This window comes from Pseudoclavibacter sp. RFBA6 (assembly GCF_002931575.1).
Lineage (GTDB): Bacteria > Actinomycetota > Actinomycetes > Actinomycetales > Microbacteriaceae > Pseudoclavibacter > Pseudoclavibacter terrae.
The window spans coordinates 205214-228353 of the sequence record NZ_PSUA01000015.1 but is presented as its reverse complement, the minus strand read 5'-3'; the positions used below and the strand labels follow the sequence as shown (position 1 = coordinate 228353).

24 protein-coding genes are annotated in these 23140 nt (G+C 68.8%); 18 read left to right on the top strand and 6 right to left on the bottom strand.

Features of this window, described 5'->3' with window-relative positions:
* The first annotated feature begins 64 nt into the window (after nt 1-64).
* On the top strand, nt 65-718 hold the full coding sequence (locus C5C17_RS15795) for a hypothetical protein (protein ID WP_146079210.1): 654 nt from the start codon (nt 65-67) through the stop codon (nt 716-718).
* Nucleotides 719-725: 7 nt separating this feature from the next.
* The gene (locus C5C17_RS15790) at nt 726-1211 is read left to right on the top strand and encodes a hypothetical protein (RefSeq protein WP_146079209.1); all 486 of its coding nucleotides are present in this window, start codon (nt 726-728) and stop codon (nt 1209-1211) included.
* A gap of 21 nt (nt 1212-1232) precedes the next feature.
* Here C5C17_RS15790 and purB read toward each other — a convergent pair whose 3' ends face one another.
* Complete coding sequence (gene purB, locus C5C17_RS15785) at nt 1233-2615, bottom strand: adenylosuccinate lyase (protein WP_104254344.1); 1383 nt, start codon at nt 2613-2615, stop codon at nt 1233-1235.
* The gene (locus C5C17_RS15780) at nt 2612-3166 is read right to left on the bottom strand and encodes a low molecular weight protein-tyrosine-phosphatase (protein WP_308471317.1); all 555 of its coding nucleotides are present in this window, start codon (nt 3164-3166) and stop codon (nt 2612-2614) included. The genes purB and C5C17_RS15780 overlap by 4 nt, the downstream gene beginning before the upstream one ends.
* Before the next feature lie 198 nt (nt 3167-3364).
* On the opposite strand from C5C17_RS15780, the gene C5C17_RS15775 reads away from it, so the two are divergent.
* The 3 genes from C5C17_RS15775 to C5C17_RS15765 all read left to right on the top strand — a co-directional run bounded on the left by C5C17_RS15775 (nt 3365) and on the right by C5C17_RS15765 (nt 6889).
* Nucleotides 3365-3718 carry a hypothetical protein gene (locus tag C5C17_RS15775; RefSeq protein WP_104254342.1) on the top strand — a complete coding sequence of 118 codons (354 nt, stop codon included), beginning with the start codon at nt 3365-3367 and terminating at the stop codon, nt 3716-3718.
* Nucleotides 3715-5181 carry a hypothetical protein gene (locus C5C17_RS15770; RefSeq protein WP_104254341.1) on the top strand — a complete coding sequence of 489 codons (1467 nt, stop codon included), beginning with the start codon at nt 3715-3717 and terminating at the stop codon, nt 5179-5181. Before C5C17_RS15775 ends, C5C17_RS15770 begins: the two co-directional genes overlap by 4 nt.
* Nucleotides 5182-5290: 109 nt before the next feature.
* A complete protein-coding gene (locus C5C17_RS15765; protein WP_104254340.1) occupies nt 5291-6889 on the top strand; it encodes a DASS family sodium-coupled anion symporter in 1599 nt (532 codons plus the stop codon).
* On the opposite strand, the gene C5C17_RS15760 is transcribed toward C5C17_RS15765, so the two are convergent.
* Complete coding sequence (locus tag C5C17_RS15760; protein ID WP_104254339.1) at nt 6890-7309, bottom strand: phage holin family protein; 420 nt, start codon at nt 7307-7309, stop codon at nt 6890-6892. It abuts the gene before it with no gap.
* Nucleotides 7310-7498: 189 nt separating this feature from the next.
* Here C5C17_RS15760 and C5C17_RS15755 point away from each other — a divergent pair, with 189 nt between their 5' ends.
* The 4 genes from C5C17_RS15755 (at nt 7499) to C5C17_RS15740 (ending at nt 11704) form a co-directional block, all read left to right on the top strand.
* A complete protein-coding gene (locus C5C17_RS15755; RefSeq protein ID WP_104254338.1) occupies nt 7499-8629 on the top strand; it encodes a thiamine pyrophosphate-dependent dehydrogenase E1 component subunit alpha in 1131 nt (376 codons plus the stop codon).
* 62 nt (nt 8630-8691) lie between these two features.
* Nucleotides 8692-9657, top strand: a complete 966-nt coding sequence (locus C5C17_RS15750) for an alpha-ketoacid dehydrogenase subunit beta (RefSeq protein WP_104254611.1) — start codon at nt 8692-8694, stop codon at nt 9655-9657.
* Between the two features lie 56 nt (nt 9658-9713).
* A complete protein-coding gene (locus tag C5C17_RS15745) occupies nt 9714-11153 on the top strand; it encodes a dihydrolipoamide acetyltransferase family protein (RefSeq protein ID WP_104254337.1) in 1440 nt (479 codons plus the stop codon).
* Nucleotides 11154-11377: 224 nt separating this feature from the next.
* Nucleotides 11378-11704, top strand: a complete 327-nt coding sequence (locus tag C5C17_RS15740) for a hypothetical protein (RefSeq protein ID WP_104254336.1) — start codon at nt 11378-11380, stop codon at nt 11702-11704.
* Between the two features lie 21 nt (nt 11705-11725).
* Here the strand turns inward: C5C17_RS15740 and C5C17_RS15735 are convergent, their stop codons facing one another.
* Nucleotides 11726-12718, bottom strand: coding sequence for a DMT family transporter (locus C5C17_RS15735; protein WP_104254335.1), 993 nt, complete (start codon nt 12716-12718; stop codon nt 11726-11728).
* A 92-nt stretch (nt 12719-12810) separates the two neighbouring features.
* Here C5C17_RS15735 and C5C17_RS15730 point away from each other — a divergent pair, with 92 nt between their 5' ends.
* The 6 genes from C5C17_RS15730 to C5C17_RS15705 all read left to right on the top strand — a co-directional run bounded on the left by C5C17_RS15730 (nt 12811) and on the right by C5C17_RS15705 (nt 18107).
* A complete protein-coding gene (locus C5C17_RS15730) occupies nt 12811-13713 on the top strand; it encodes a LysR family transcriptional regulator (RefSeq protein ID WP_104254610.1) in 903 nt (300 codons plus the stop codon).
* A gap of 271 nt (nt 13714-13984) precedes the next feature.
* Nucleotides 13985-15094 (top strand): metal ABC transporter substrate-binding protein, encoded by a 1110-nt coding sequence (locus C5C17_RS15725; protein ID WP_258066247.1) that lies wholly within the window; start codon nt 13985-13987, stop codon nt 15092-15094.
* Complete coding sequence (locus C5C17_RS15720; RefSeq protein WP_104254333.1) at nt 15091-15900, top strand: metal ABC transporter ATP-binding protein; 810 nt, start codon at nt 15091-15093, stop codon at nt 15898-15900. The genes C5C17_RS15725 and C5C17_RS15720 overlap by 4 nt, the downstream gene beginning before the upstream one ends.
* Entirely contained in the window at nt 15897-16808 is a 912-nt protein-coding gene (locus tag C5C17_RS15715) for a metal ABC transporter permease (RefSeq protein WP_181028641.1), read from the top strand. Before C5C17_RS15720 ends, C5C17_RS15715 begins: the two co-directional genes overlap by 4 nt.
* Before the next feature lie 2 nt (nt 16809-16810).
* Nucleotides 16811-17647 carry a metal ABC transporter permease gene (locus tag C5C17_RS15710; RefSeq protein ID WP_181028640.1) on the top strand — a complete coding sequence of 279 codons (837 nt, stop codon included), beginning with the start codon at nt 16811-16813 and terminating at the stop codon, nt 17645-17647.
* A gap of 1 nt (nt 17648) precedes the next feature.
* Complete coding sequence (locus tag C5C17_RS15705) at nt 17649-18107, top strand: Fur family transcriptional regulator (RefSeq protein WP_104254330.1); 459 nt, start codon at nt 17649-17651, stop codon at nt 18105-18107.
* Nucleotides 18108-18162: 55 nt separating this feature from the next.
* On the opposite strand, the gene C5C17_RS15700 is transcribed toward C5C17_RS15705, so the two are convergent.
* Both C5C17_RS15700 and C5C17_RS15695 read right to left on the bottom strand, forming a co-directional pair.
* On the bottom strand, nt 18163-19143 hold the full coding sequence (locus tag C5C17_RS15700; RefSeq protein WP_104254329.1) for an aldo/keto reductase: 981 nt from the start codon (nt 19141-19143) through the stop codon (nt 18163-18165).
* Nucleotides 19144-19322: 179 nt separating this feature from the next.
* Nucleotides 19323-20147 carry a nitrilase-related carbon-nitrogen hydrolase gene (locus tag C5C17_RS15695; RefSeq protein WP_104254328.1) on the bottom strand — a complete coding sequence of 275 codons (825 nt, stop codon included), beginning with the start codon at nt 20145-20147 and terminating at the stop codon, nt 19323-19325.
* Nucleotides 20148-20309: 162 nt separating this feature from the next.
* On the opposite strand from C5C17_RS15695, the gene C5C17_RS18705 reads away from it, so the two are divergent.
* From C5C17_RS18705 to C5C17_RS15685, 3 genes are read left to right on the top strand one after another with little or no spacing between them, the layout of a single operon-like run.
* On the top strand, nt 20310-20483 hold the full coding sequence (locus C5C17_RS18705) for a hypothetical protein (RefSeq protein ID WP_156475794.1): 174 nt from the start codon (nt 20310-20312) through the stop codon (nt 20481-20483).
* Nucleotides 20480-21997, top strand: coding sequence for a cytosine permease (locus C5C17_RS15690; protein WP_104254327.1), 1518 nt, complete (start codon nt 20480-20482; stop codon nt 21995-21997). The genes C5C17_RS18705 and C5C17_RS15690 overlap by 4 nt, the downstream gene beginning before the upstream one ends.
* 2 nt (nt 21998-21999) lie before the next feature.
* Nucleotides 22000-23091, top strand: coding sequence for an alcohol dehydrogenase catalytic domain-containing protein (locus tag C5C17_RS15685; RefSeq protein WP_104254326.1), 1092 nt, complete (start codon nt 22000-22002; stop codon nt 23089-23091).
* The last annotated feature ends 49 nt before the right edge of the window (nt 23092-23140 follow it).

Here is a 23140-nt window from a genome sequence, read left to right as displayed (position 1 = left end):
GACCCGCCGGGGAGCCACACACGACCCACTGGGTAGACTGGCCGCAGATCGTGAGGAGCGAACGATGACGATGCAAGTGGGGCCCACCGCGGTACCGGAACGCCTGTGGATGTCGATGATCGCCCGCGCCGTCCCCGCGCTGATCATCGCCGCCGTCATCACCTTCTCGCAGGACCACTCGGCCTCGTTCGGGTTCATCACCTTCGGGGCGTTCGCGCTCGCATCCGGCGTGCTCATCGGCTTCGAAGCCGTCGGCTTCAAGGACCACCCGGCCCGCGCCCTCACCTTCGTGCGCGCCGTCGTCTCAGCCCTCGCGGGCGGCTTCGCCCTCTTCATGGGCACGGCCGAGATCGAGCACGCAACCCCGGCCGCGTTCATCGCGACCGTCGCGACCTGGGCGCTCGTCACGGGTGTGCTCGAGCTCATCAGCGCCCGAGTCGGCCGCGCCACCAAGTTCTTCTCCCGAGAGGTCCTCATCACCGGCGCCATCACGGTGCTGCTCGGACTCCTCGTCGCGATCATCCCACCAGACCTGCGCGTCGACTACGGCGGACTCGAGCAGGTCGAGGGCAGCCTCACCGCATCCGTGCAGACCGTCGGCTACGTCGGCGCGTACCTCGCAGTGCTCGGCGTGCTGCTGGTCATCGAAGGCATCACCCTTCGCGGCATCCTCGCGGATGCGCCGGCCGCCGAGCCAGAACTCACCAAGAAAGCCTGATTCCCCAGTGACACAACCCAAGCGCCGCGCGGTCTTGAAGCCATTCGAACTGCTCGGCATCTCCGCCGTCATGGCCGGATTCGTGCTCCTCATCCTGCTGCTCACCACGCAGGACTTCGTGCTCGCCCTCATCTTCGCCGGCGTCGCCTTCATCGCCGCGATCCTCGTGATCGCGATGCTCGTGCTCTCCTACTCGCCGAACCCCGACGCCGAGCGCTACCTCGACCGCTTCGAGAACGCGGAGCAGGGCGTCTCGCGCAGCGACGAAGGCGAGGAGAGCCGTGCGGCGAAGCGGGTGGACTCCGAGGAATCCGTGAACAGCGAGCCGGTCGTCGCAGACTCCGAGGCTTCCGAGCCCGCAGGATCCGCCGAGCCCGTCGCGGAGCAGAAGCCGACGCCGACAACGGATGCCCCCGCATCCGCCCCGACTGCAGACGCAGAAGAGGCCCCGCTCGACGAGACGACGTCGGGCGAGGCCCCCACCAGCAAGTAGTCGCCGGACCGGGCTGAGCGTCTAGCTCAGGTGGTCGACGAGGCGCGACGAGGCGCCCGTGTAGCTGCCGGGCGTGAGCGCGAGAAGCGAGTCCTTCGCGTCCTGCCCGATGTCGAGACCCGTCACGAACTCGACGAGCTCGGCCTTGCCGATGCGGCGGCCACGCGTCAGGTCCTTCAGCACGGCGTAGGGGTCGGCGATGGATGAGCGCCCCGCGACGATCTCGGCGCGGATGACGGTCTGGATCGCCTCGCCGAGCACCTCCCAGTTGCTGTCGAGCTCGTTCGCGAGCAGCTCCTCGTCGACGGCGATCTCGCGCAGGCCGCGCGTCACGTTGTCGAGGGCGAGCAGCGAGTGGCCGAACGCGACGCCGATGTTGCGCTGCGCGCTCGAGTCGGTGAGGTCGCGCTGCAGGCGAGACGTGACGAGGGTCGAGCCGAGCGAGTCGAGGAGGGCGCTCGAGATCTCGAGGTTCGCCTCCGCGTTCTCGAAGCGGATCGGGTTGATCTTGTGCGGCATCGTCGACGACCCCGTCGCGCCCGCCTGCGGGATCTGGCGGAAGACGCCGCGCGAGATGTAGGTCCACACGTCGGTGCAGAAGTTGTGGAGGATGCGGTTGAACCGCGACACGTCGGCGTACAGCTCGGCCTGCCAGTCGTGCGACTCGATCTGCGTCGTCAGCGGGTTCCAGCTGAGGCCGAGGCCCGTGACGAACTCGTCGGCGAGCTGCTCCCAGTTCGTGTCGGCGCTCGCCGCCTGGTGCGCCGCGAAGTTGCCGGTCGCGCCGGCGAACTTGCCGAGGTACTCGGTGGCGTCGACGCGCTTCAGCTGGCGGCGCAGGCGGTGCGCGAACACGGCCAGCTCCTTGCCGAGTGTCGTGGGCGTCGCGGGCTGGCCGTGCGTCAACGACAGCAGGGGCACATCCCGGAGCTCGACTGCGAGCTCGGCGATGCGGTCGGCGAGACCTGAGGCGGCCGGAAGCCAGACGTCGTTCACCGCGTCGCGGATCGTGACCGCGTACGAGAGGTTGTTGATGTCCTCGCTCGTGCAGGCGAAGTGCGTGAGCTCGGCGAGCTCGCTCAGCCCGAGCTCCTCGAGGCGGGCGCGCACGTAGTACTCGACGGCTTTCACGTCGTGGCGTGTGCGAGCCTCGACCTCGGCGAGCTCGTCGATGTCCTTCTGGCCGAAGTCGGTGACGACGGCGCGCAGCGCGGCGGCCTTGTCAGCGTCGATCTTGTGCGACCCGAACATCTCGCGGTCGGTGAGGAACAGCAGCCACTCGACCTCGACGTGCACGCGGGCACGGTTGAGGGCTGCCTCGGAGAGGTGCTCGCCGAGGCCTTCGACGCTCTTGCGGTAACGCGAGTCGAGGGGGCTCAGCATCTGGGGAGGGAGGGGGCTCATTGTGCTCCTTGGGATGAGGACGATCCGGCGCGCGACGTGAGGGCCGACCGGACGACGGGCTCGATCTGGCGAAGAAGCTCCTCGCATGCGCTCGTGATCATGTCGCGCACGTGGTCGAAGAGCTGGTCGTTGCCATAGTACGGGTCCGGGACTTCCGTGATCCCGCCGGGAGGCGCGGGATGGAACGTGAGCAGTGGTTGCACGAGCGAGCGCTGCTCGTCGTCGGAGGCCCACGCCTTGAGGATGCGCCGCTGGCCGCGATCGAAGGTCACGATGAGGTCGAACGTGTCGAACCAGTCGACCTCGAACTGCTTCGCGCGGTGGTTCTCGGCCGTGAACCCGGCCCGCTCGAGCGCCGACTGCGTGCGCGGGTCTGCTTTCTCGCCGACGTGCCACTCTCCGGTCCCGGCGGACGCGATGCTGACGGCGCTGCCGAGCCCGAGCTTCTCGACCATGTCGCGGAAGATGACCTCGGCCATCGGGGAACGGCAGATGTTGCCCGTGCAGACGAAGATGATGCGAAAGACCGCGTCCTTGCTGTTTTTCGCCATGACGCCCATTGTCACGCATTCCGAGCCCATCCGCGTGCCCGTTCATCCGCTCTTCTCCAACGCCGCTGAACCCGGCCCCACTTCGCAGACCATTCGCCTGTGGACGCGACGCTGTGCACACCGCGGCTGGTGCATCCGTTTCGGCGCGCGTTCGCGTTCGAGGATCGAAGCCTTCGAAGAACGAGAGGACGGCAGCCGATGCCAGAGACCATGCCAACCGTTCCCATTGCGGTGCCGGTGATCGGCCCCACCCTGCCGGCCGTCGACGCCGTCCGAGCGCAGATCCTCCGAGAACTGCAGCTCGTGGCGCTCGACAATGCTCGAGCACTGCAGGCGTTCGACTCCGGAGCCCGCGACATCTGTTCTGGGCTCAGACTGCTCGCGAACGCGGACACGTGGACCTCGCCCGCGCAACGGTGCCTCGCGCTGGAGGCGGAACTGCTCGCCGACGCGATCTCGCTCGTCGCCACCGCGGCCGCACTCGCGGAAGAGGACTACCGATCGGTGCACGATGCCCTCGCCCTCGAATCCGCGGCGTTGATCGCACGGTGAGCGGCGAGCTTGTTGTCGTCGGCGCGAGCGATGTCCGGGCCGTCGCCGCGCGCGCCGGCCTCTTCGCGGCGGACTTCACCGCGCTGCGCTCCATCCTCGCCGCGCAGGAGTGGATGCCCCCGAACGCCTGGTTGAGCTCATCCGGCTTGTCGTTCGCGGCCTCGTCCGCACAAGCCGAAGTGGCGTTCTACGGAGGTGCACCGCTCGAGCTGCAGCTCTCTTCGCTGAGCGCCCGCATCCTCACCGCCGCTGAGCTCTACGAACGTGCCGAGGTCCTCTCTCGGGCCGTGGTCGATGCGGTCGGTGCCAGCATCGCCAACGCGCTCGGCCGCTCGGTGCCGCTCACGGTCGCGCTCCTGGGACCAGCGGCCGGCATCGCTGCCGTCGTAGCACTGTCCGGTGATGCGCCCACGCTGAGCGATCCGCGCATCCAGGACCTCATTCGCGTGACCGTCGAGAACGCCGACGACTTCGCGCTCGGCCTCCTCGGTCTGCCGCCGGTGCCGGGCGCGGATGGCAGCAGCCTCGTCTCGTGGGCCCTCGCGGGCGCGGGTGCCCTCGGCCTCGTCCCGAGCGATCGTTTCCGGGTGACGAGCGCCGCGGTCCCGCTCGAGGGGCGGGGCGCGCCTCCCGTAGGCCTTCGCGACCTCGTCGCAGCCATCCCGCCCTCCGTCGACGGCGGGCCCCAGGTGCGCATCACGAGCTACGTCGACGCGAGCGGCGAGCATCTCCACGAGGTCGCGATCACGGGGACATCGAACCAGGCCTACGGGACGACCGAGAACCCCTTCGACCTCGCCGGCAACCTCGCCGCCTACGCGGGTATCGACGCGCAGTCGGTCTCCGCCGTGCTCGCCGTCATGGACGTCGCCGGCATCGACCCGGGCGACGCCGTCGTGTTCGCCGGCTACTCCCAGGGCGCGCTCGTCGCGGCGGCCATCGCCGGCACGGGCAAGTTCGACACCAAGGGCCTCGTCTCCATCGGCGGCCCGATCGACGCGGAGAGGCTCCGCCTGGAGCTGCAGAAGCAGGAGCGGGGCAGCGCGCGGGAGGCTCCCATCATCGAGATCCAGCACAGGGAAGACCCGATCGTCGGACTGCAGGGACTTGCGCCCGACGGCTCGGACTCGACCATCGTGGTCGGCGATGCCGACGCCGTGACCCCACTCGACTTGGACCCGCTCGCCGCGCACTCCCAGGCCAGGTACCTCGACACCGCCGGCCTCGCCGACGCGAGCGACGACCGGGCCCTTGCTTCAGTCCGGGCTGACCTGCTCGAGGCGTACGACGGGCTTCAGATCGCCGAGACGAACCTCTACACGATCGATCGGCTCGACCCGCTTCCAGGCATGGATGAGCGACCTGAGGACCTCGTCGAACGCATCGAGCAGCAGTTCGCGGCGGTCACCGAGGAGATCGAGAACGGTCCGATCGAACTCGGGGCTCAGGGTCGTCGCTCGTGACCGTGGTCGATACCAGTCACGTCACCGAGACTCCTGAGGCCGTCCCAAGCCCGGTTTCCTACCGTTGAGAACACGACAACGCGCGCTGACACATACAAGGGAGTATGCAATGCCACAACGCCGAGCCGGCGAGCACGCCGAGCACTTCTCACCCCTGCCCACCGCCAGCACAGAGACCCAGATGCGCTCCCCGGGTGAACGAGCCGAAGCCTTCTCCGGCAAGACGACCCGCAATCGCTGGCTGGGATTCGTCGGCGGCATCGCCCTCGCCGGCCTCCTCTATTGGGCCGTACCGGCCGAGGCCAGCCACGATGCGAGACTCACGGCGGCCGTTGCCGGGCTCATGGCCGTCTGGTGGATGACTGAAGCCCTCCCCATCCCCGCCACCGCACTGGTCCCGCTCGTCGCCTTCCCTCTGCTGGGCGAGGGCACCGAGGAAGCCCCCATCGATGTCTCCTCCGTCGGCGCGAGCTACGGCAACGACATCATCTTCCTGTTCATGGGCGGGTTCCTCATCGCGCTCTCGATGCAGCGTTGGAACCTCCACCGACGGATCGCACTCATGGTGCTGAAACTCATGGGGGAGCGCACCGGCGCCATCATCGCCGGGTCCATGATCGCCACCGGCTTCCTCTCCATGTGGGTGTCGAACACCGCCACCGCGGTCATGATGCTGCCCATCGGTCTCTCGGTTCTCGAGCTCGTGAGCGACACCATGGAACGCAAGGGCGTCATCGGGAAGGGCGCAGGCGCGAAGGGCGCGCTCAAGACGAAGTTCGGCGTCGGGCTCATGCTCAGCATCGCCTACGCGGCGTCCATAGGTTCGCTCGGCACCATCATCGGCACCCCGCCGAACGCGCTGCTCGTCGCCTACATGGCGCAGGAGCACGACGTTCAGATCGGCTTCGGCCAGTGGATGCTCGTCGGCCTGCCGCTCTCCATCGTGCTCCTCAGCATCGCCTGGTGGCTCCTGGTCAAGGTGCTGTTCAAGCCCGAAGTCGAGCGAATCCCAGGCGGCCGCGAAGTCATCGGCCACGAGATCAGCAAGCTGGGGCCGGTGGCGACCGGGGAGAAACTCGTCCTGGCTATCTTCGTCCTGGCCGCGGTCAGCTGGATCGCGATTCCGCTCCTCTTCGAGAGCCCTCCCATCACCGATGCCGGCATCGCGCTCGCGGCCGGCCTCCTCCTGTTCCTCATCCCCGCAGGTGCAGAGCGCGGTGTGCGCCTGCTCGACTGGGAATCAGCGGTCAAGCTTCCGTGGGGCGTGCTGCTCCTCTTCGGCGGTGGCCTGGCACTCTCGGCACAGTTCTCATCCTCCGGCCTCACCGAATGGATCGGTGATGCCTCCCAGGCGATCGGCGGCCTCCCGGTCGTGCTCATGGTCGTGATCCTTGCGGCCGCGATCCTCTTCCTCACGGAGATCACCTCGAACACGGCGACAGCCGCCACGTTCCTCCCGCTCGTGGGTGGCATCGCCGGCGGCATCGGCGTCGATCCGCTCCTGCTCACCATCCCCGTCGCCCTCGCGGCGACCTGCGCCTTCATGCTGCCCGTCGCGACCCCACCCAACGCAGTGGTCTTCGGAACCGGGTACGTCACGATCAGTCAGATGGTGAAGGGCGGACTGTGGCTCAACCTCGTCAGCATCGTGCTCATCAGCGCCACCACGATGACCCTCGCGGTGTGGGTGTTCACGATCGTGTACTAGCTAGTCCTCGCGGCGGCGCCTGTCGCTCTTGAGCTTCGAATCGGCACCACGGACCCAGGCTCCGAGGATCGACGTGATGACCGACATGATGAGCGCTGCGAGCACCGCCCACCAGAAGCCGGAGACCTCGATGCCGAAGCCGATGCTCTCGCTGATGACACCGACCAGCCAGAAGAGGAACCCGTTCACGATGAACGAGATGAGCCCGAGCGTGAGGATGTACAGGGGGAACGCGACGACCCGCACGAAGCCGCCGACCACGGCATTCACGACACCCCAGATGAGACCGAACAGCGTGAGCGTTCCGATGACGCCCCACGTCGAGTCCTCGAACGGGACCACCTGCACGTGCGACTGCAGGATGAGGGTCACAACCCAGAGGGCGACGGCGTTGATGATGATGCTCAAGAGGGCTCGCATACGCGTATTCTCCCCGATGCCGCGGGGAACGGCCTGGGTCGGCTGACACCATCCCCTCGTCCATCTCGTGCAGGGTCTGCCCGAAGTGTTGGAGGATTTCTCCTGAATCGAGGTGGGGCGGAGAACTAGACTGGCGAAATCTCGGGCAACCGCATTCGGGATCGGAACAGCAGGAAGGCGCCACACGACGTGACTCCAGGCGACGAGACCGTGCAGATCCTCACCCCAGAGGGAGAGGTGAAGCCGACGAAGGCCGCCGAGCCCTTCCTGGAGCAGCTCGAGCTGCTGGGCACCTCGGACTACCTCCGCGCGTACCGCGACATGAGCTACGTGCGAGCATTCGACCGCGAGTCGACCATGCTGCAGCGCCAGGGCCAGCTGTCGCTCTACGTCCCGGCCGAAGGCCAGGAGGCCGCGCAGATCGGCTCCGCCTACGCCATGCGTCCGCAGGACGCGGTGTTCCCCTCCTACCGCGAGCACGGCGTCGCGTTCGTGCGCGGCGTGGACCTCGTCGACGTGCTGCGCCTGCTGCGCGGCGTGACCCACAGCGGATGGTCGCCGGAAGGCCACGGCGTGCGTCCCTACACGCTCGTCATCGGCTCGCAGACCCTCCACGCCACCGGCTACGCGCTCGGCCAGAAGTTCGACGGCGCCACGGGCACCGGCGACCTCGACAAGGACGAGGCGACCGTCGTCTACTTCGGCGACGGCGCGACGAGCCAGGGCGACACCAACGAGGCCTACGTCTTCGCGACGAGCTACCAGGTGCCGCTCGTCTTCTTCCTGCAGAACAACCAGTGGGCGATCTCCGTGCCCGTCTCCGTGCAGGCGAACAACCCGCTCTACAAGCGCGCGGGCGGCTTCGGCATGCCATCGACGCACATCGACGGCAACGATGTCATGGCGAGCTTCGCCGTGACGCGTGCGCACCTCGAACGGGCGCGCGCGGGCGGCGGCCCCGGCTTCATCGAAGCTGAGACGTACCGCATCGGCGCGCACACCACGACCGACGACCCCACCAAGTACCGCACGAAGGACGAAGAGGAGTCGTGGCGTCGCCGCGACCCCATCGCCCGGCTCGGCGCCTACCTGCGCGGCCAGGGCGTCGGCGAGGACTTCTTCGCCGGTGTCGATGAGGCGGCGAAGGACTACGCGGCCGACGTGCGTCGCGGCGTCTTCGAGATCGAAGAGCCGGACAACGACTCGATGTTCGACAACGTGTACAGCGACGCGCACCCGCAGCTCGAGGAAGAGAAGCAGTGGCTGCGCCGATACGAGGCGTCCTTCGACGAGGCCGCGAACCAGGAGGCAAGCCGATGACCGACGTCGCCACGAGCACCACCCAGAGCGGGCCTGAGGCGGATGCGCCGGAGACGGTCACGATGCCGCTCGCGAAGGCCATCAACGCCGGCCTGCGCCGCGCCATGGAGGACGACGACAAGGTCGTCCAGCTGGGTGAGGACATCGGCACGCTCGGCGGCGTCTTCCGCGTCACCGAGCACCTGAAGCGCGACTTCGGGGCGAACCGCGTGCTCGACACCCCGCTCGCGGAGTCCGGCATCATCGGCACCGCCATCGGTCTCGCCATGCGCGGCTACCGGCCCGTGTGCGAGATCCAGTTCGACGGGTTCATCTTCCCCGGGTTCGACCAGATCACGACGCAGCTCGCGAAGCTCACGAACCGCAACGAGGGCCGCCTGCAGATGCCGGTTGTCATCCGCGTGCCATACGGCGGGCACATCGGCGCCGTCGAGCACCACCAGGAGAGCCCCGAGGCGTACTTCGCCCACACTGCCGGCCTGCGCCTCATCTCCCCGTCGACGCCCAACGACGCCTACTGGATGATTCAGCAGGCGATCAAGAGCAACGACCCCGTCATGTTCTTCGAGCCGAAGAGCAAGTACTGGCAGAAGGGAGAGGTCAGCCTCGGCGCTCCTGCCGCGGGGATGCACGCGAGCCGCGTGGCCCGCACCGGCACCGACGCGACGGTCGTCGCGCACGGCGCCATGACCGCCGTCGCGCTGCAGGCCGCCGCCGTGGCCGAGAACGAGGGCATCAGCATCGAGGTCATCGACCTCCGCTCGCTGAGCCCCATCGACTACGCGCCCATCGTCGAGTCCGTTCGCAAGACCGGTCACCTCGTCGTCGCACAGGAAGCGCCCTCGAACGCGAGCATCGGCTCCGAGATCGCCGCGACCGTGCAGGAGCGGGTGTTCTTCTCGCTCGAGGCCCCCGTGCTTCGCGTGTCGGGCTTCAACGTGCCCTTCCCGCCAGCCAAGCTCGAGGCGAGCTACCTGCCGGACGCGGACCGCATCCTCGAAGCCGTCGACCGCTCGCTCGAGTACTGACCTCGGCACCCGACGCCCGCACGCACCCTGACGCACAGATAGAGACCAGCACGCATATGAGCACCGAGAACTTCGAACTCCCCGACGTCGGCGAGGGTCTCACCGAGGCCGAGATCGTCTCCTGGCATGTCAAGGCCGGCGACACCGTCGAACTGAACCAGACGCTGTGTGAGATCGAGACCGCCAAGTCGATCGTCGAGCTGCCGAGCCCCTTCGAGGGTCGCGTCGTCGAGCTCTTCGCAAGCGAAGGGCAGACGGTGGACGTGGGCAAGTACATCCTCTCCATCGAGACCGCCGGCGCCAGCAGCGGCAGCGAGGCGCCCGCCGCGGCTCCCGAGGCGCCGGCAGCCGACCCCGAGTTCGACGCAGCCCAGGCGGATGCGGCCTCGACCGTCTCCACGGAGGGCGCCGAGTCCGGCGCCAACTCGGTCCTCGTCGGCTACGGCCTCGGCGACGCGCCCACGACCCGCCGCCGCAAGAAGTCGGCGGCGCCAGCTCAGCCGACGCGCCCCGCGCAGATCCCGGCTCCGGCTCAGCCCTCGCACCGCCCGCCCGCTCAGGCCCAGGCACCGGCTGCGGCAGGAGCGCAGGCGCAGGCGCAGGCGCGACCCGGGTCGGTGCCCGCCGCATCCGCATCGCCGATCATCGCGAAGCCTCCCATCCGCAAGCTCGCGAAGGACCTCGGTGTCGACCTGTCGCAGGTGGAGCCAACCGGCCTCGCTGGTGAGACGACGCGCGACGACGTCATCCGCCACGCGCAGCAGGCGAGCGTCTTCAAGAACCTCGAGACCCCCATCTGGGGCGAGGTGCGCGAGGAGAAGCACCCCGTCAAGGGCGTGCGGAAGGCGACGGCGAACGCCATGGTGTCGTCGATGTTCACGGCCCCGCACGTCACGCTGTTCACCGATGTGGACGCGACCCGCACGATGGAGTTCGTGAAGCGACTCAAGGCGTCGCCCGACTTCGCTGGCGTGAAGGTCTCGCCGCTGCTGATCGTGGCGCGCGCCGTGATGTGGGCGATCCGTCGCAACCCCATGGTGAACGCGGCGTGGACCGACGAGGAGTACACGGTCAAGCACTACGTGAACCTTGGCCTCGCCGCCGCGACCCCGCGCGGGCTCATCGTGCCGAACATCAAGGACGCGCACGCCATGACCTTGCACCAGCTGGCGCAGGCGATCGAGCAGCTCACGTACCGCGCGCGTGACGGCAAGACGCCGCCGACGGAGATGCGCGACGGAACGTTCACGATCACCAACATCGGTGTCTTCGGCATGGACACGGGCACGCCCGTCATCAACCCGGGCGAGGTCGGCATCCTCGCGCTCGGCACGATCAAGCTGAAGCCGTGGGTGTTCGAGGATGAGGTTCGCCCGCGCATGGTGACGACCCTCGGTGCGTCGTTCGACCACCGCCTCGTCGACGGCGACGTCGCGAGCCGCTTCCTCGCCGACGTGGCGACCATCGTGGAGGAGCCCGCGCTGCTGCTCGACTGACGCGGAGGCAGCAGCAGGGGTTCGAGTGAATCTGGGTAACTTAGCGGCTTTCGTCTCAGCTTGGGTGCACTAGGGGCTCCTCCTCTGAATGGAACCGCTCCGCGCAAGAAACCCACGTCACTTCCCGTAGGACGCTCCCCGCCTCCGGCTGGACGACGACGCTGGGGTCGAACCCGAACAACGCGCCCGCGGCTTGGACAACCACGGCCACTCCGAGTCCGAACGTGGGGACGCCGTTCTTCCGTGCGTTCACGGACTCGGCCGCGACGGTCTCCGGGGCGACGCTCGTCACCGGCACGGGGACCACGCGCCAGATGCTGTTCCGTGGCCACACGCAGACCGCGGCAGGCGCGAACCCAAGCGTCTTCATGAATCCGCCGGCGAGCTGCACGGTCGGCGGTCCCAGCGTGAATGCGCCCGGGTACGGCGGCGTCGCCGGTGCTGTCTGCACCACGACGGTCACGTACACGGCGGCATCGACGGGCACGGTCGAACTGCGCATGCGCTTCACCATGGCTGCAGGCAAGAACTCGGGCAACGACGACGACTGATACGTCAAGCCGACGCTGGTCTCATGCCATCGCTCTGGCGGCTGAGGCCGGACGCCGCTCCTGCACGGAGCTCAGCGTGGACCCCGCGCTCGCGGCGACGACCAGGAAGATCGCGATGATCGCGAGCAGGCCAACGTCCTGACCGAGGAGCAGCCAGCCGGAGAGCGCGGCCATCACGGGCTCCAGGCTCAGCAGCACGCCGAACACGTGCTTCGGCACGCGCCGCAGGGCTGCGAACTCGAGTGAATACGGGACAACCGACGACAGCATCGCCGTGCCGAAAGCCAAGAGGAGGAGCCAAGGAGCCGCCACTGCTGCGGCGACGCCCCCGAACCCGAGCGGCATCGTGAGCACTCCCGCCACCGCGAATGCGACCGCCAGGCCTCCCGTTCCGGGGACCGAGGCACCGACCCGGGCGCCCATGAGGATGTACCCGGCCCAGAACCCGCCAGCGATGAGCGTGAACAGCACCCCGAGCGGGTCGAGCGGCTCCCCGGAGTCGAAGCTCTCCACCCCGAGCAGCGCCATGCCCACAAGGGCCAGGCCGACCCAGGCCAAGTGCCGCGGTTTGCGAGAGAGCACGGCCGCGAGCGTCAGCGGCCCGATGAATTCGATGGCCACGGCGGGACCCAGTGGGATGAGCGCGAGGGACGCGAAGAAGAACCCGTTCATGCCCGCGATCGCGACTCCGAACAGCAGCACGTGCATCCACTGGCGTCGCGACCAGCTCAGGATGCGTGGGCGGGCCACGAGCAGCAGCACCCCGGCGGCGAGCAGCAGTCGCAAGGTGGTGACGCCCCAGCTGCCGAGTTCAGGGAAGAGCTGCATCGCGAGCGCGGCCCCGAACTGGAGGGAGATGCAGGACGCGAGGATCATCGCGACGGCTGGCGTGGTGCCGCTTGGTCGGATGCCGGGGCGTGTTCCGACGCCGACGCCGACGCCGACGCTGACGCGGACGCCGACACCGGTGGCGGCAGCGGACGGTGCGGTTGGTCGGGTCGCTGGGGTGGTCATGAGCCAACTGTCGATCCGGTACGCGTGTTTAGTCTAGTGAACGTCTCTCACGCATAACATGTAGCGCAGCTAACAGAGAAGGGGTGAAGAGCATGCTCAACCTCTCCCGCCTGCGCATGCTCCGCGAGCTGCGCCGGCTCGGCACCCTCAGTGAAGTCGCACGCTCGCTCTCGTACACGCCGTCGGCGATCTCACAGCAGCTCGCGGTGCTCGAGCGCGAGGTCGGCGTGCGGCTGCTCGAGCGCTCGGGCCGACGGGTGCTGCTCACGGCGGACGCGATCGCGCTTGTCGAGCACACCGAGGTGGTGCTCGCGCGCCTCGAGCGGGCGGAGGCCGAGCTCGCCGCGGCGCAGACCGAGGTGCGCGGCACGCTGCGGGTCGCCTCGTTCCAGAGCGTGCTGCTGTCGATCGGCCCCATTGCGCTGACGCTGCTCGCCGAGCGTCACCCCGGTCTGCAGGTCGAGATCACGCAGCGCGAGGTGACAAGCGCCTACGAGGGGCTGCTCGCGCACGACTTCGACCTGATTCTCGGCGAGGAGTACCCGGGGGTGCCCGAGCCGCACCGTGCCGGCGTCCACCGAGAAGACTTCACGACGGATGCGCTGCGTCTCGCCATGCCGACGACGGGGCCCTTCGCTGACCTCGAGAGCGACATCGCCGCCCTGTCGGGCGCATCCTGGGCCGTCGATCCGGAGGGCAGCACGACTGGGCGCTGGGAACGAGCCACCTGCAGGGCGGCGGGGTTCGAGGCAATCGTCCGCTTCGAGACCACCGACCCGCTGCTGCATGCGCACCTCGTGCGGACGGGCCATGCAGTGTCGTTCATGTCGGAGATCATCGCCACCCAGCATCTCGCCGGAATGCGCCTGGTCGCGTTGCCAGGCGACCCGCACCGTGTGCTGTTCACGGCCGTGCGCGACGGGCGGGCCCAGCATCCCGCCATCCGCGCGTTCCGCGAAGCGATCACAGAGGCGGCAACGCGGGCCTCGCCGTGAGCGTGAGTGCGAAATCGCGGGCCAGGGTTGTGGCTTGATGCAGTTCAGGTGTCGTTGAAGAGCGCTTCGCCACAACTTTGGCCGGCGGTGCTTTGGTCGGGGCGGCCGCTGCGGCAGGTGGCTGGCTGCGGCTTTGGGAGAGTTGTGGGGGGATGTTGTCGGCGCGAGCTTGAAGCGCAGATGCCCACAACTTTGTCGCAGGAGCACGCGGCAGAAGTGCGTGTGCCTGACTCAATTGACATTGATTCTCAGTACGCTTTAGACTCCACTGGTGAACCTTCGCGCACCCTCCCTCATCGCCCTCGCCGGACTCTCGACGCTCGCCCTCGCGGCGTGCTCCGGCCCGGCGGCCGGCAGCGACGCATCCGCTGCCCCCACGGCGGAGGGCGAGCCATTCACCGTCGTCGCGACGACCACGCAGGTCGCCGACTTCACGCGTGAGCTCACCGACGGCCTCAACGTCGAGGTCACGCAGCTGCTGCAGCCCGGCATGAGCGCGCACAGCTTCGAGCCCACCCCCGCCGACCTCGTTGCGCTCGGCTCAGCGGACCTCGTCGTCTCGAGCGGCGCCGGCCTCGAGGAATGGCTCGACGCGGCCGTCTCCTCGAGCGGATACGCGGGCGAAGTGGTGGATGCGTCCGCCGACGTCACCCTCTCGGGCAGCCACGAGCACGACCACGGTGAGGAAGCGCACGCCGAGGAAGGCCACGACCACACCGAGGGTGAGGAAGGCCACGACCACGCCGAGGGCGAGGAGCACGATCACGCCGAGGAGACGACAGCCGAAGCCGACGAGCACGCCGAGGGCAACCCGCACACGTGGACCTCGCCCGCCAACGCGAAGCTCATGGCGACCGAGATCGCGACGCACCTCGAGGAGCTGCCCGGCATCGACGCCGCCGCGGTGCAGGCGAACGCCGACGCGTACGACGCCGAGCTCACCGAGCTCGACACGTGGATCGCTGCGAACGTCGACGCGGTGCCCGAGGCCGATCGGGTCGTCGTCACGAACCACGATGCGCTCCACTACTACCTCGAGCAGTACGGCATCACGTTCGTCGGCTCGATCATGCCGAGCTTCGACGACAGCGCCGAGCCGAGCGCGGCCGAGATCGACGCCCTCATCGCCGAGATCAAGGAGCACGACGTGAAGGCGATCTTCACCGAGACGCAGCTTTCACCGCAGAACGCGGAGACCATCGCAGCGCAGACCGGCGCGAAGGTCTTCTCGGGCGACAAGGCGCTCGCGACGGATGCGCTCGGCGAGCCGGGCACCCCGACTGGCACGTATGTCGGTGCGACGGTGCACAATACTCAGATGATCATCGAATCCTGGGGCGCGACAGCGACCGACGTGCCTGAGGTGCTTGCCCAGCAGTGACGCAGCGCAGCCCCCTCGTCTCGTACCGCGACGCCTCCATTGCCTATGGCAGGGAGGCGCCCGCGTTGACCGGTGTGTCGTTCGAGGTGGGGCAGGGCGATGCGGTCGCGCTGCTCGGCCCCAACGGCGCTGGCAAGTCCACGCTGCTGCAGTCGCTCCTCGGGTTGCTGCCGACAACCGGCACCGCCGAGGTGCTCGGCACGACTCCCGGGGCTCGCGCTTCCGAGGTGGGCTACCTGCCGCAGTCGACGCACATCGACCCCGACTTCCCCGTCTCGCTCGGCCAGGTGGTCACGATGGGTCGCTACCGTCGTCTCGGTCTGTTCCGCTGGCCAGGGGCCGCTGATCGCGAGGTGGTTCGGCGCGCGATCGAGACGGTTGGGCTGACGGACCTCGCGAAGACCACGTTCGGCGAGCTCTCCGGAGGGCAGCGCCAGCGCGCCCTCCTCGCACGCGCGCTTGCGACGGAGCCCAAGCTCATCCTGCTCGACGAGCCCTTCAACGGCCTCGACCGCACGAACCGGGACGCGCTCATCGCGACCCTGCTTCGCCTCCGGGAGACGGGCGTCGGCATCGTCGTCTCCACGCACGACCTCGAGCTCGCCCACGAGGTGTGCTCGCATGTGCTGCTGCTGAACGGGCGGCAGATCGCGGGTGGCCCCATCTCTGAGGCGCTGACGGATGCGGCGCTCGCGGCCGCCTTCTCCGGCACGTCCGCCGACACGGAAGCGCACGGCGGTGCCCACGGCACGCTGTGCGCGCCGGGCGGCGACGACGCGGACGAGCACGAGCGGGCCCGGGTGTGACCGACCTCTCCATCCTGCTGCAGCTGCCGTTCGTGCAGAGCGCGGCCATCGCCATCATCGTGCTCGCCGTCGCGAGCGCGATCGTGGGCACGGCCCTCGCGCTGCGCGGCCTCGAGTTCCTCAGTGATGGGCTCGTGCACTCGGTGTTCCCCGGCGTGGTGATCGGCTTCATCGCCGCTGGTACGGACGGCGTCTACGTCGGAGCGGGCATCGCGGCGCTCCTCGCAACGGTTGCGCTCACGATCGCCACGTCGAGGGGTATCGGCTCGGACGCGACCATCGCGGTGGTGCTGGCGGGCGCGTTCTCGCTCGGCATCGTCATCGTCTCGCGCAGCGTCGACTACGCGTCGGGCCTCGAGCACCTGCTGTTCGGGCAGCTGCTCACCGTCTCCAGTGGCGACATCGTCGCGATCTGCGTGCTCGGCGGCGCCGCGATCCTGCTCGTGCTTGCCACCTGGAAGGAGCAGCTGCTCATCTCCTTCGACCGCAAGCAGGCGCAAGCGTCTGGCATGCGGGTGCTCGCCTACGAACTGGTCCTCAACATCGCCATAGCGCTGGTGGTCGTCGCGGCCGCTCGCGCGGTCGGCAACCTCCTCGTCCTCGCCCTGCTGATCGTGCCCGTCGCCGTCGCGCGCCTGCTCGTGCGCCGAGTGTGGGCGATCGTCGCCGTCTCGCTGCTCGTCTCGGTCGGTTGCGGACTCGCGGGTCTCTGGGCAGGGCTCTGGCTGTCGCTGGATGCGGGCATCCAGGCCTCCCCGAGCGCCGTGCTCGTGCTGGTGCTCGTCGCGCTGTACCTCGTGGTCGTGGCCGCGACGGGGCTGGCCGCGCTCGGGTCATCGCGCCGCGGTCGTGGGCGTGCAACGGCACCCCGCGTCGCGACGCCAGCACGCGCCGAGGTGGTCTCGTAGCCGTGGACTACTTCTCCCTCGCCCTCATCACCGGCGCGCTCGTCGGCCTCCTCAGCGGCCTCATCGGCGTGCTCGTGCTGCTGCGCCAGCGCGCGTTCTACACGGTCGCCCTCACCCACGCGACGTTCCCTGGCGGCGTCTTCGCGGCCGTCGCCGGCATCAACATCGTGGTGGGCGCGTCCATCTTCAGCCTGCTGCTCGTGGCCCTCATGGCGGCGCTCTCGCGCGTGCCGAGGCAGGGCAAGCAGGTCGCCGCCGGCATCGTCCTGAGCTTCGGCTACGCGCTCGGCATGCTGTTCGCGTCCCTGAACCGCGGCCAGTCGGTGCGCGTCGACTCGTACCTGACGGGGTCGATCCTCGCCATGAACCCCACCAACGTGTGGCTGCTCGGCGGCGCGCTCGTGGTGGTCGCGCTCGTCTACGCGCTCTTCGGCAAGGAGCTGCTGTTCTCCAGCTTCGACACCCGCGGCTTCCGCGCGGCAGGCTTCCGAGAGGGCACGTGGGACCTCGTCGCGCTTGCTCTCATCACGCTCACCGTCGTGGTCGCGATGCCGGCCATCGGGTCCATCCTCGCGATCGCAATGATCGCCGCTCCGGCCGCCGCCGCCCGCCTGCTCACGAAGCGCATCGGCTGGATGCTCGCGCTCGCCTGCGCGTTCGGTGTCACGGCCGCGGTCGTCGGGCTCCAGGTCTCGCGGTCGCTGTCGTTCGCGGCCGGCGGCTCGATGGCGCTTGCCGCGGTCGCGATCTTCGTGGTCGCGTTGTGCGCGAAGGCGATCACGCAGCGGTTCGCGCAGGGCGTCTCGCACCGCGCATCCGCCCCGGGTATCGTCGGCTGATATGAGCGACGAGACGAACGGCGAGAACGGCGGCGCCGCTGAAGCACCTGCGGCCCCCGTCAAGCGGAACACTCGCCAGCGCGAGGCCGTGCGTCGGGCCCTGGCCGAGTCGCCGGAGTTCGTGAGCGCGCAGGTGCTGCATCAGCGGCTGTCAGCCGCGGGGGAGCGCATCGGGCTTGCGACCGTCTATCGCACGCTCGGGGCGCTCAGCGAGAGCGAAGAGGCCGACTCGCTGCAGAACGCAGAGGGCGAGGTCGTCTATCGTGCCTGCGAGATGGGCGAGCACCACCACCACCTCATCTGCCGCAACTGCGGAGCCGCCGTCGAGATCACGGCCGATCCGGTCGAGCAGTGGGCGGCGAGCGTCGCCGCGAAGCACGGCTACACGCAGGCGAGGCACGTCGTCGACATCTTCGGCCTCTGCCCGAAGTGCACGGCGCTCGCGGAAGCGTCCGCCTAACCCTCGCGACAGCGAGGTGAGGCGTCCGCGGGGCTTGCGCTCCGCGGACGCAGATTCACCAGCGGTTGTGGACCGTCGCGCGGAAGTAGCGATCGTAGATCTCGTGCACCTCGGCGTCGAGGCCGGCCGGAAGCTCCAGCGACGCGGCGGAGGTGTTCGACTCCACCTGTGCAGGGTTGCGCGCGCCGGGGATCACGCTCGTCACGCCGTCCTGAGCCGCGATCCAGGCGATGGCCGCCGCAGCCGGCGTGACACCCTCGGGGAGGGCGGCCGCGAACGCGCGTGCGGCTTCCACGCCGGTGGCGAAGTCGACGCCGGAGAAGGTCTCCCCGACATCGAACGCGCTGCCGTCGCGGTTGTAGGTGCGGTGGTCGTCGGCCGCGAAGGTCGTGTCCTTCGTGTACTTGCCGCTCAGCAGCCCCGAGGCGAGCGGAACGCGCGCGATGATGCCGACGCCGGCTTCCCGCGCCGCCGGCAGCACCCGATCGAGCGGCTTCAGGCGGAACGCGTTGAGGATGATCTGCACCGAGGCCGTTCCCGGCCGGGCGATCGCGGCGAGCGCCTCGTCGGCCGTCTCGACGCTGACGCCGTACGCGGCGATGGCGCCCTCGTCGACGAGGGTGTCGAGCGCGTCGTACACGGCGTCGTTGGAGAACACGGGCGTCGGCGGGCAGTGCAGCTGCACCAGGTCGAGCGTGTCGACGCCGAGGTTGCTGCGCGAGCGGTCCGTCCAGGCCCTGAAGTTGTCGAGCGTGAACTCGGTCGGGTCCTGCGGGCCTCGCCGCCCCATCTTCGTGGCGACGAACACGTCCACGTCGGGGTTCTCTCGCCGGAACGTACCGATCAGCGACTCGCTGCGACCGTCACCGTAGACGTCGGCGGTGTCGAAGAACGTGACCCCGCGCTCGACGGCGGTGCCGAGCACCTCCAGGGCGGCTCGGTCGTCGACGTCACCCCAGTCGGCACCGAGCTGCCAGGTGCCGAGACCGACGATGGACACGGGGCGGCCAGTACGACCGAGGGTTCGCTGAAGCATGCCAGATGCTAACGCGCCGCACCTGACCCGGTGCCGAGTGCACGGTGCCGAGCGGCCCCGAGGCGGAGGGCAGCGACTGCTCATCGCTGCCAGTCAGAGTGCCGTTGTGGGTGTTCCAGAACGGCGACTCGACTGGCAGCGATTGCGCTCCGGCGAGGTGCGGGGAGTGGCGCGCGGGACTAGGGGCGCAGGTCCTTCAGGTACGTGTTGACCTCGCGGGCCTTCGCGACCTCGGAGGACAGGAACTCGGCGCTCAGCAGCTCAGCATCGTCGCGGCCGGCCATGGCGAGCGTGTTGCCGTAGGGGCTCGCGATGGTGCTGAGTCCCGTGAATCCGGGGCCGGAGTGGTTCGCGTAGCCGATGTAGAGCCCGTTCTCGAGGGCGCGGACGGGCACCATGTGGGTCGAGATGACCTCGGCGTTGTACGAGTGGCCCGGCTGGTCTCCTGCGACATCGCCCGTCGAGGGGACGGCGGTCGGGATGAGCAGCGCCTCGGCGCCCGCGACGGCCGCGCGGCGGGCGATCTCGGGGAACTCGATGTCGTAGCAGATTGCGAGTGCCACCCTCAGGCCGGCGAGCTCGACGACCTCGGCGGGCGCATCCCCGAGGTCGAAGACCTCCTGCTCCTCGCCGCCGAAGAGGTTCGACTTCCGGTAGCGGGTGAGCTCGTTCCCGTCGCTGCCGAAGAGCGACGCCGAGATGAAGCGGCGTTCGGTGGTCGCGTTCGCGGCGAACCCGGCCGAGCGCTCGACCGTGTGCTCGACGGTGGATGCGACGATCGCGATCCGCAGGTCGGCGGCGATCTGCGCGATCCGCTCGCGAATGGCGGAGCCGTCTTCGGCGGCGACCTTCGCCGGGGCGTAGCCGGTCGCGAAGAGCTCCGGGGTGACGAGGATGTCGGTGCCGTCACCGGCGGCCCGCTCGGCGAATGAGCGCAGCGCGCTGAGGTTGTCGTCGATCGCGCCGACGGCGCCCTGTGCCTGCAGTACGGAAATCAGCGCCATCGCCAGCCTCACATCGTCTCGGTGCCTGTCGAGTCCCACCCGGGCCGGGTGTCGGCATCATGTCCCGAGAATATCTCTTGACACGGTGGGTGACACCGCCCAAGATAGCCGAAACCGAAAGTAATTCGGTTGATCTGGTTTCGACGACGAGGGCAGGACCCCATGGATATGCGCGACCCGGAGATCACGGCCGATCTCGCGAGACGACTCGACACTATCGCGACCACCGAAGCCGGTGACGTCGCACACGACCCGCTGAGCGGTCGTGACATCGGACTCTTCGCCCTCACGTGCGTCGCCCTCGTCGCCGTCGGCGCACTCGTGGTGATCCTGTGAGCGGCGCACCCGAGCGCGGCGGCGTCGCGCGGAAGATCGAGGGCGCATCCGCCGAACTCGACCAGGCCGCGACCTTCGGCTCGCTGCCGCTCCTCAAGAAGGAGCGCATCTGGTCGGGCTGGGACTACAGCTGGGTCAACCTGAGCCTCGCGATCGCGACGTGGGCGTTCCTCGTCGGCGGTTCGACGGCCCTGCTCGTCGGATTCCAGGACGGCATCGCCGCGATGATCATCGGCAACGCCATCGGGCTCGGGATCATGGTGCCGGCCGCAACGGCCGCGAGCGCGCGCTTCGGGGTCGAGCAGTACACGATCCTCCGCCCCGTCTTCGGGCTCATCGGGGTCGGCGTGCTGGTCTTCACCGTGATCCTCGTCACGGAGATGGGATGGTCGTCGCTGCTCGCCATCATGGTCGGTCGGGCCGTCACGCAGGTCGCCAACGGCGCCGCCGGCACCGACTTCGGCTCTGGCAGCTTCCTCGTGACCGCGGTCGGACTCATCGCGATCGTCATCGCGTGGCTCATCCTCTCGCGCGGCCCCGTCACCATCGGCAAGCTCAACCGCTTCGTCGCGCCTGGCCTCGTGCTCGTGACGGTCTTCATGCTGTTCTTCCTCGTCGCGAACACCTCATGGGAGCCGCTGTTCGCCGCGGAACCGCTCGCACCGTTCGACGAATCGCAGCTCAACTTCATGCTCGCCGTGGAGTTCAACGTCGCCGTCGGCTTCTCCTGGTACCCCGTCATGGGATCGATGGCGCGCATGACCCGCTCCCCGAAGGCCGCCCTCTGGCCCGCGTTCACCGGCCTCATCGTGGGCACGCTCGTCGCGCAGATCGTCGGCATGGCGGCGGCGCTCACGCTCGGCGACTCCGACCCGACGGTGTGGATGCTGCCCCTCGGCGGTCCGATCCTCGGCGCGTTCATGCTGCTGTTCATCTCGTTCGCCAACATCACGAGCATGTCGTCGATCGTCTACTCGACGGTGCTCGCGATCAGACAGGCGAGCGGCAACCTCCTCGGGCGCGTGCCCTGGCCGCTCCTCTGCGGCGCGTTCTTCGTGCTCCCCGCGATCCTCACGTTCTTCCCCGACTTCATGTACCAGCAGTTCATGGTCTTCGTCACGATCTCCGGCGCCTTCCTCGCCGCCATGTGCGGCGCGATCCTCGCCGACTACTTCGTGCTCCGACGCCAGTGGGTTCGCCTGCCAGACCTCTACAAGCTCCGCAGCGAAAGCGCCTACCACTTCACTGGAGGCGTGAACTGGGCCGGAATCGCCTCCGTGGTCGTCGGCGCCGCCTTCTACCTGTGGATCTACAACCCGGTGACCCTCGAGACACACCCGCTCTTCCTGCTGCTCACCGCATCCGCGCCCGCCACCGTGCTCTCGGGCGGCGTCTACCTGCTGCTCGCCCAGCTCCTCTACCGGCGCCGCGGCGTCGGGGCCTTCGCGGACAAGCCGGGCGACGGCGCAACCTCTTCAACCACTCAGCACACGACCACCCGGAAAGGGGTCTGACCATGCGCGCACAGGCGGCAGTTCACTTCGAGGGAAGCAGCGAGCTCCAGATCCGCGAGATCGAGGTCGCCGAGCCAGGACCAGGGACCGTGCTCGTGAAGCTCGGCGCATCCGGCGTCTGCGGCTCTGACCGGCACGTGCTCGACGGCGACTGGCAGCTGCCCTCGCCCACCGTCATGGGCCACGAGGGTGCCGGCGAGGTCGTCGCCATCGGCGAGGGCGTCATCGACGTCGAACCAGGAGACCACGTCATCCTCAGCTGGTTCTACCCGTGCCGCCGCTGCACGGCCTGCCTCAGCGGCCGCGCGTTCGTGTGCACGGGCAGCCGCAGCGAGGAGTGCCTGCTGCCGGATGGCACGACGCCGCTCGCCCTCGACGGTGAGCCGGTATACCCGTACCTCACGGCAGGCACCATGAGCGAATACGCGGTGGTCCCGGAGTCGGCCGCCATCAAGGTGCCGAAGGAGGTGCCGTACGACGTGGCCAGCCTCATCGGCTGCTCGATCGCGACAGGCGTCGGCACGGTTGTCAACGACGCCGAAGTCGACGCGGGGGAGTCGGCGGTGGTCGTCGGCGCCGGCGGCGTCGGACTCAGCATCATCATGGGGCTGCAGCTCGTGGGCGCGAACCCGATCATCGCGGTCGACCTCAACGAGGACAAGCTCGCCGCCGCGCGCGAACTCGGCGCCACCCATACGATCGTTCCCGGCCCCGACCTCGCGGCCCAGGTGGCGGAGATCACCGGCGGTGGTGCCGAGTACGCGTTCGAGGCCATCGGCCGCGTGCAGACCATCGAGTCGCTGCCTGGCCTCATCGCGCCTGGCGGTACCGCCGTCATCGTCGGACTCCCGCCTGCGGACGCCCCCGTGTCGTTCGACGCGCTCGCCCTCGCAGAGACCGGCAAGCGCCTCCTCGGCACCAACTACGGCTCGACCGTGCCGGGACGCGACTTCCCGAAGCTCGCCGCGCTCTACCTTGCAGGGCGACTCCCCGTCGACAAGCTCATCAGCGAACGCATCCAGCTGAGCGAGGTCAACGAGGCGTTCGACGCCATGCGGAGAGGCGAGCGAGCGCGAAGCGTCATAGTCTTCTGAGATGAACGCTCGCGCAGATGTCGTGCGCTGAGAACGAGGGAGTCTGATC

Coding starts and splice junctions, on each gene's coding strand:
- C5C17_RS15795 (WP_146079210.1), top strand. CDS start 65: ATGACGATGCAAGTGGGGCCCACCGCGGTACCGGAACGCCTGTGGATG.
- C5C17_RS15750 (WP_104254611.1), top strand. CDS start 8,692: ATGCCGCTCGCGAAGGCCATCAACGCCGGCCTGCGCCGCGCCATGGAG.
- C5C17_RS15775 (WP_104254342.1), top strand. CDS start 3,365: ATGCCAGAGACCATGCCAACCGTTCCCATTGCGGTGCCGGTGATCGGC.
- C5C17_RS15685 (WP_104254326.1), top strand. CDS start 22,000: ATGCGCGCACAGGCGGCAGTTCACTTCGAGGGAAGCAGCGAGCTCCAG.
- C5C17_RS15735 (WP_104254335.1), bottom strand. CDS start 12,718: ATGACCACCCCAGCGACCCGACCAACCGCACCGTCCGCTGCCGCCACC.
- C5C17_RS15745 (WP_104254337.1), top strand. CDS start 9,714: ATGAGCACCGAGAACTTCGAACTCCCCGACGTCGGCGAGGGTCTCACC.
- C5C17_RS15705 (WP_104254330.1), top strand. CDS start 17,649: ATGAGCGACGAGACGAACGGCGAGAACGGCGGCGCCGCTGAAGCACCT.
- C5C17_RS15765 (WP_104254340.1), top strand. CDS start 5,291: ATGCCACAACGCCGAGCCGGCGAGCACGCCGAGCACTTCTCACCCCTG.
- C5C17_RS18705 (WP_156475794.1), top strand. CDS start 20,310: ATGGATATGCGCGACCCGGAGATCACGGCCGATCTCGCGAGACGACTC.
- C5C17_RS15760 (WP_104254339.1), bottom strand. CDS start 7,309: ATGCGAGCCCTCTTGAGCATCATCATCAACGCCGTCGCCCTCTGGGTT.
- purB (WP_104254344.1), bottom strand. CDS start 2,615: ATGAGCCCCCTCCCTCCCCAGATGCTGAGCCCCCTCGACTCGCGTTAC.
- C5C17_RS15730 (WP_104254610.1), top strand. CDS start 12,811: ATGCTCAACCTCTCCCGCCTGCGCATGCTCCGCGAGCTGCGCCGGCTC.
- C5C17_RS15780 (WP_308471317.1), bottom strand. CDS start 3,166: ATGGCGAAAAACAGCAAGGACGCGGTCTTTCGCATCATCTTCGTCTGC.
- C5C17_RS15695 (WP_104254328.1), bottom strand. CDS start 20,147: ATGGCGCTGATTTCCGTACTGCAGGCACAGGGCGCCGTCGGCGCGATC.
- C5C17_RS15700 (WP_104254329.1), bottom strand. CDS start 19,143: ATGCTTCAGCGAACCCTCGGTCGTACTGGCCGCCCCGTGTCCATCGTC.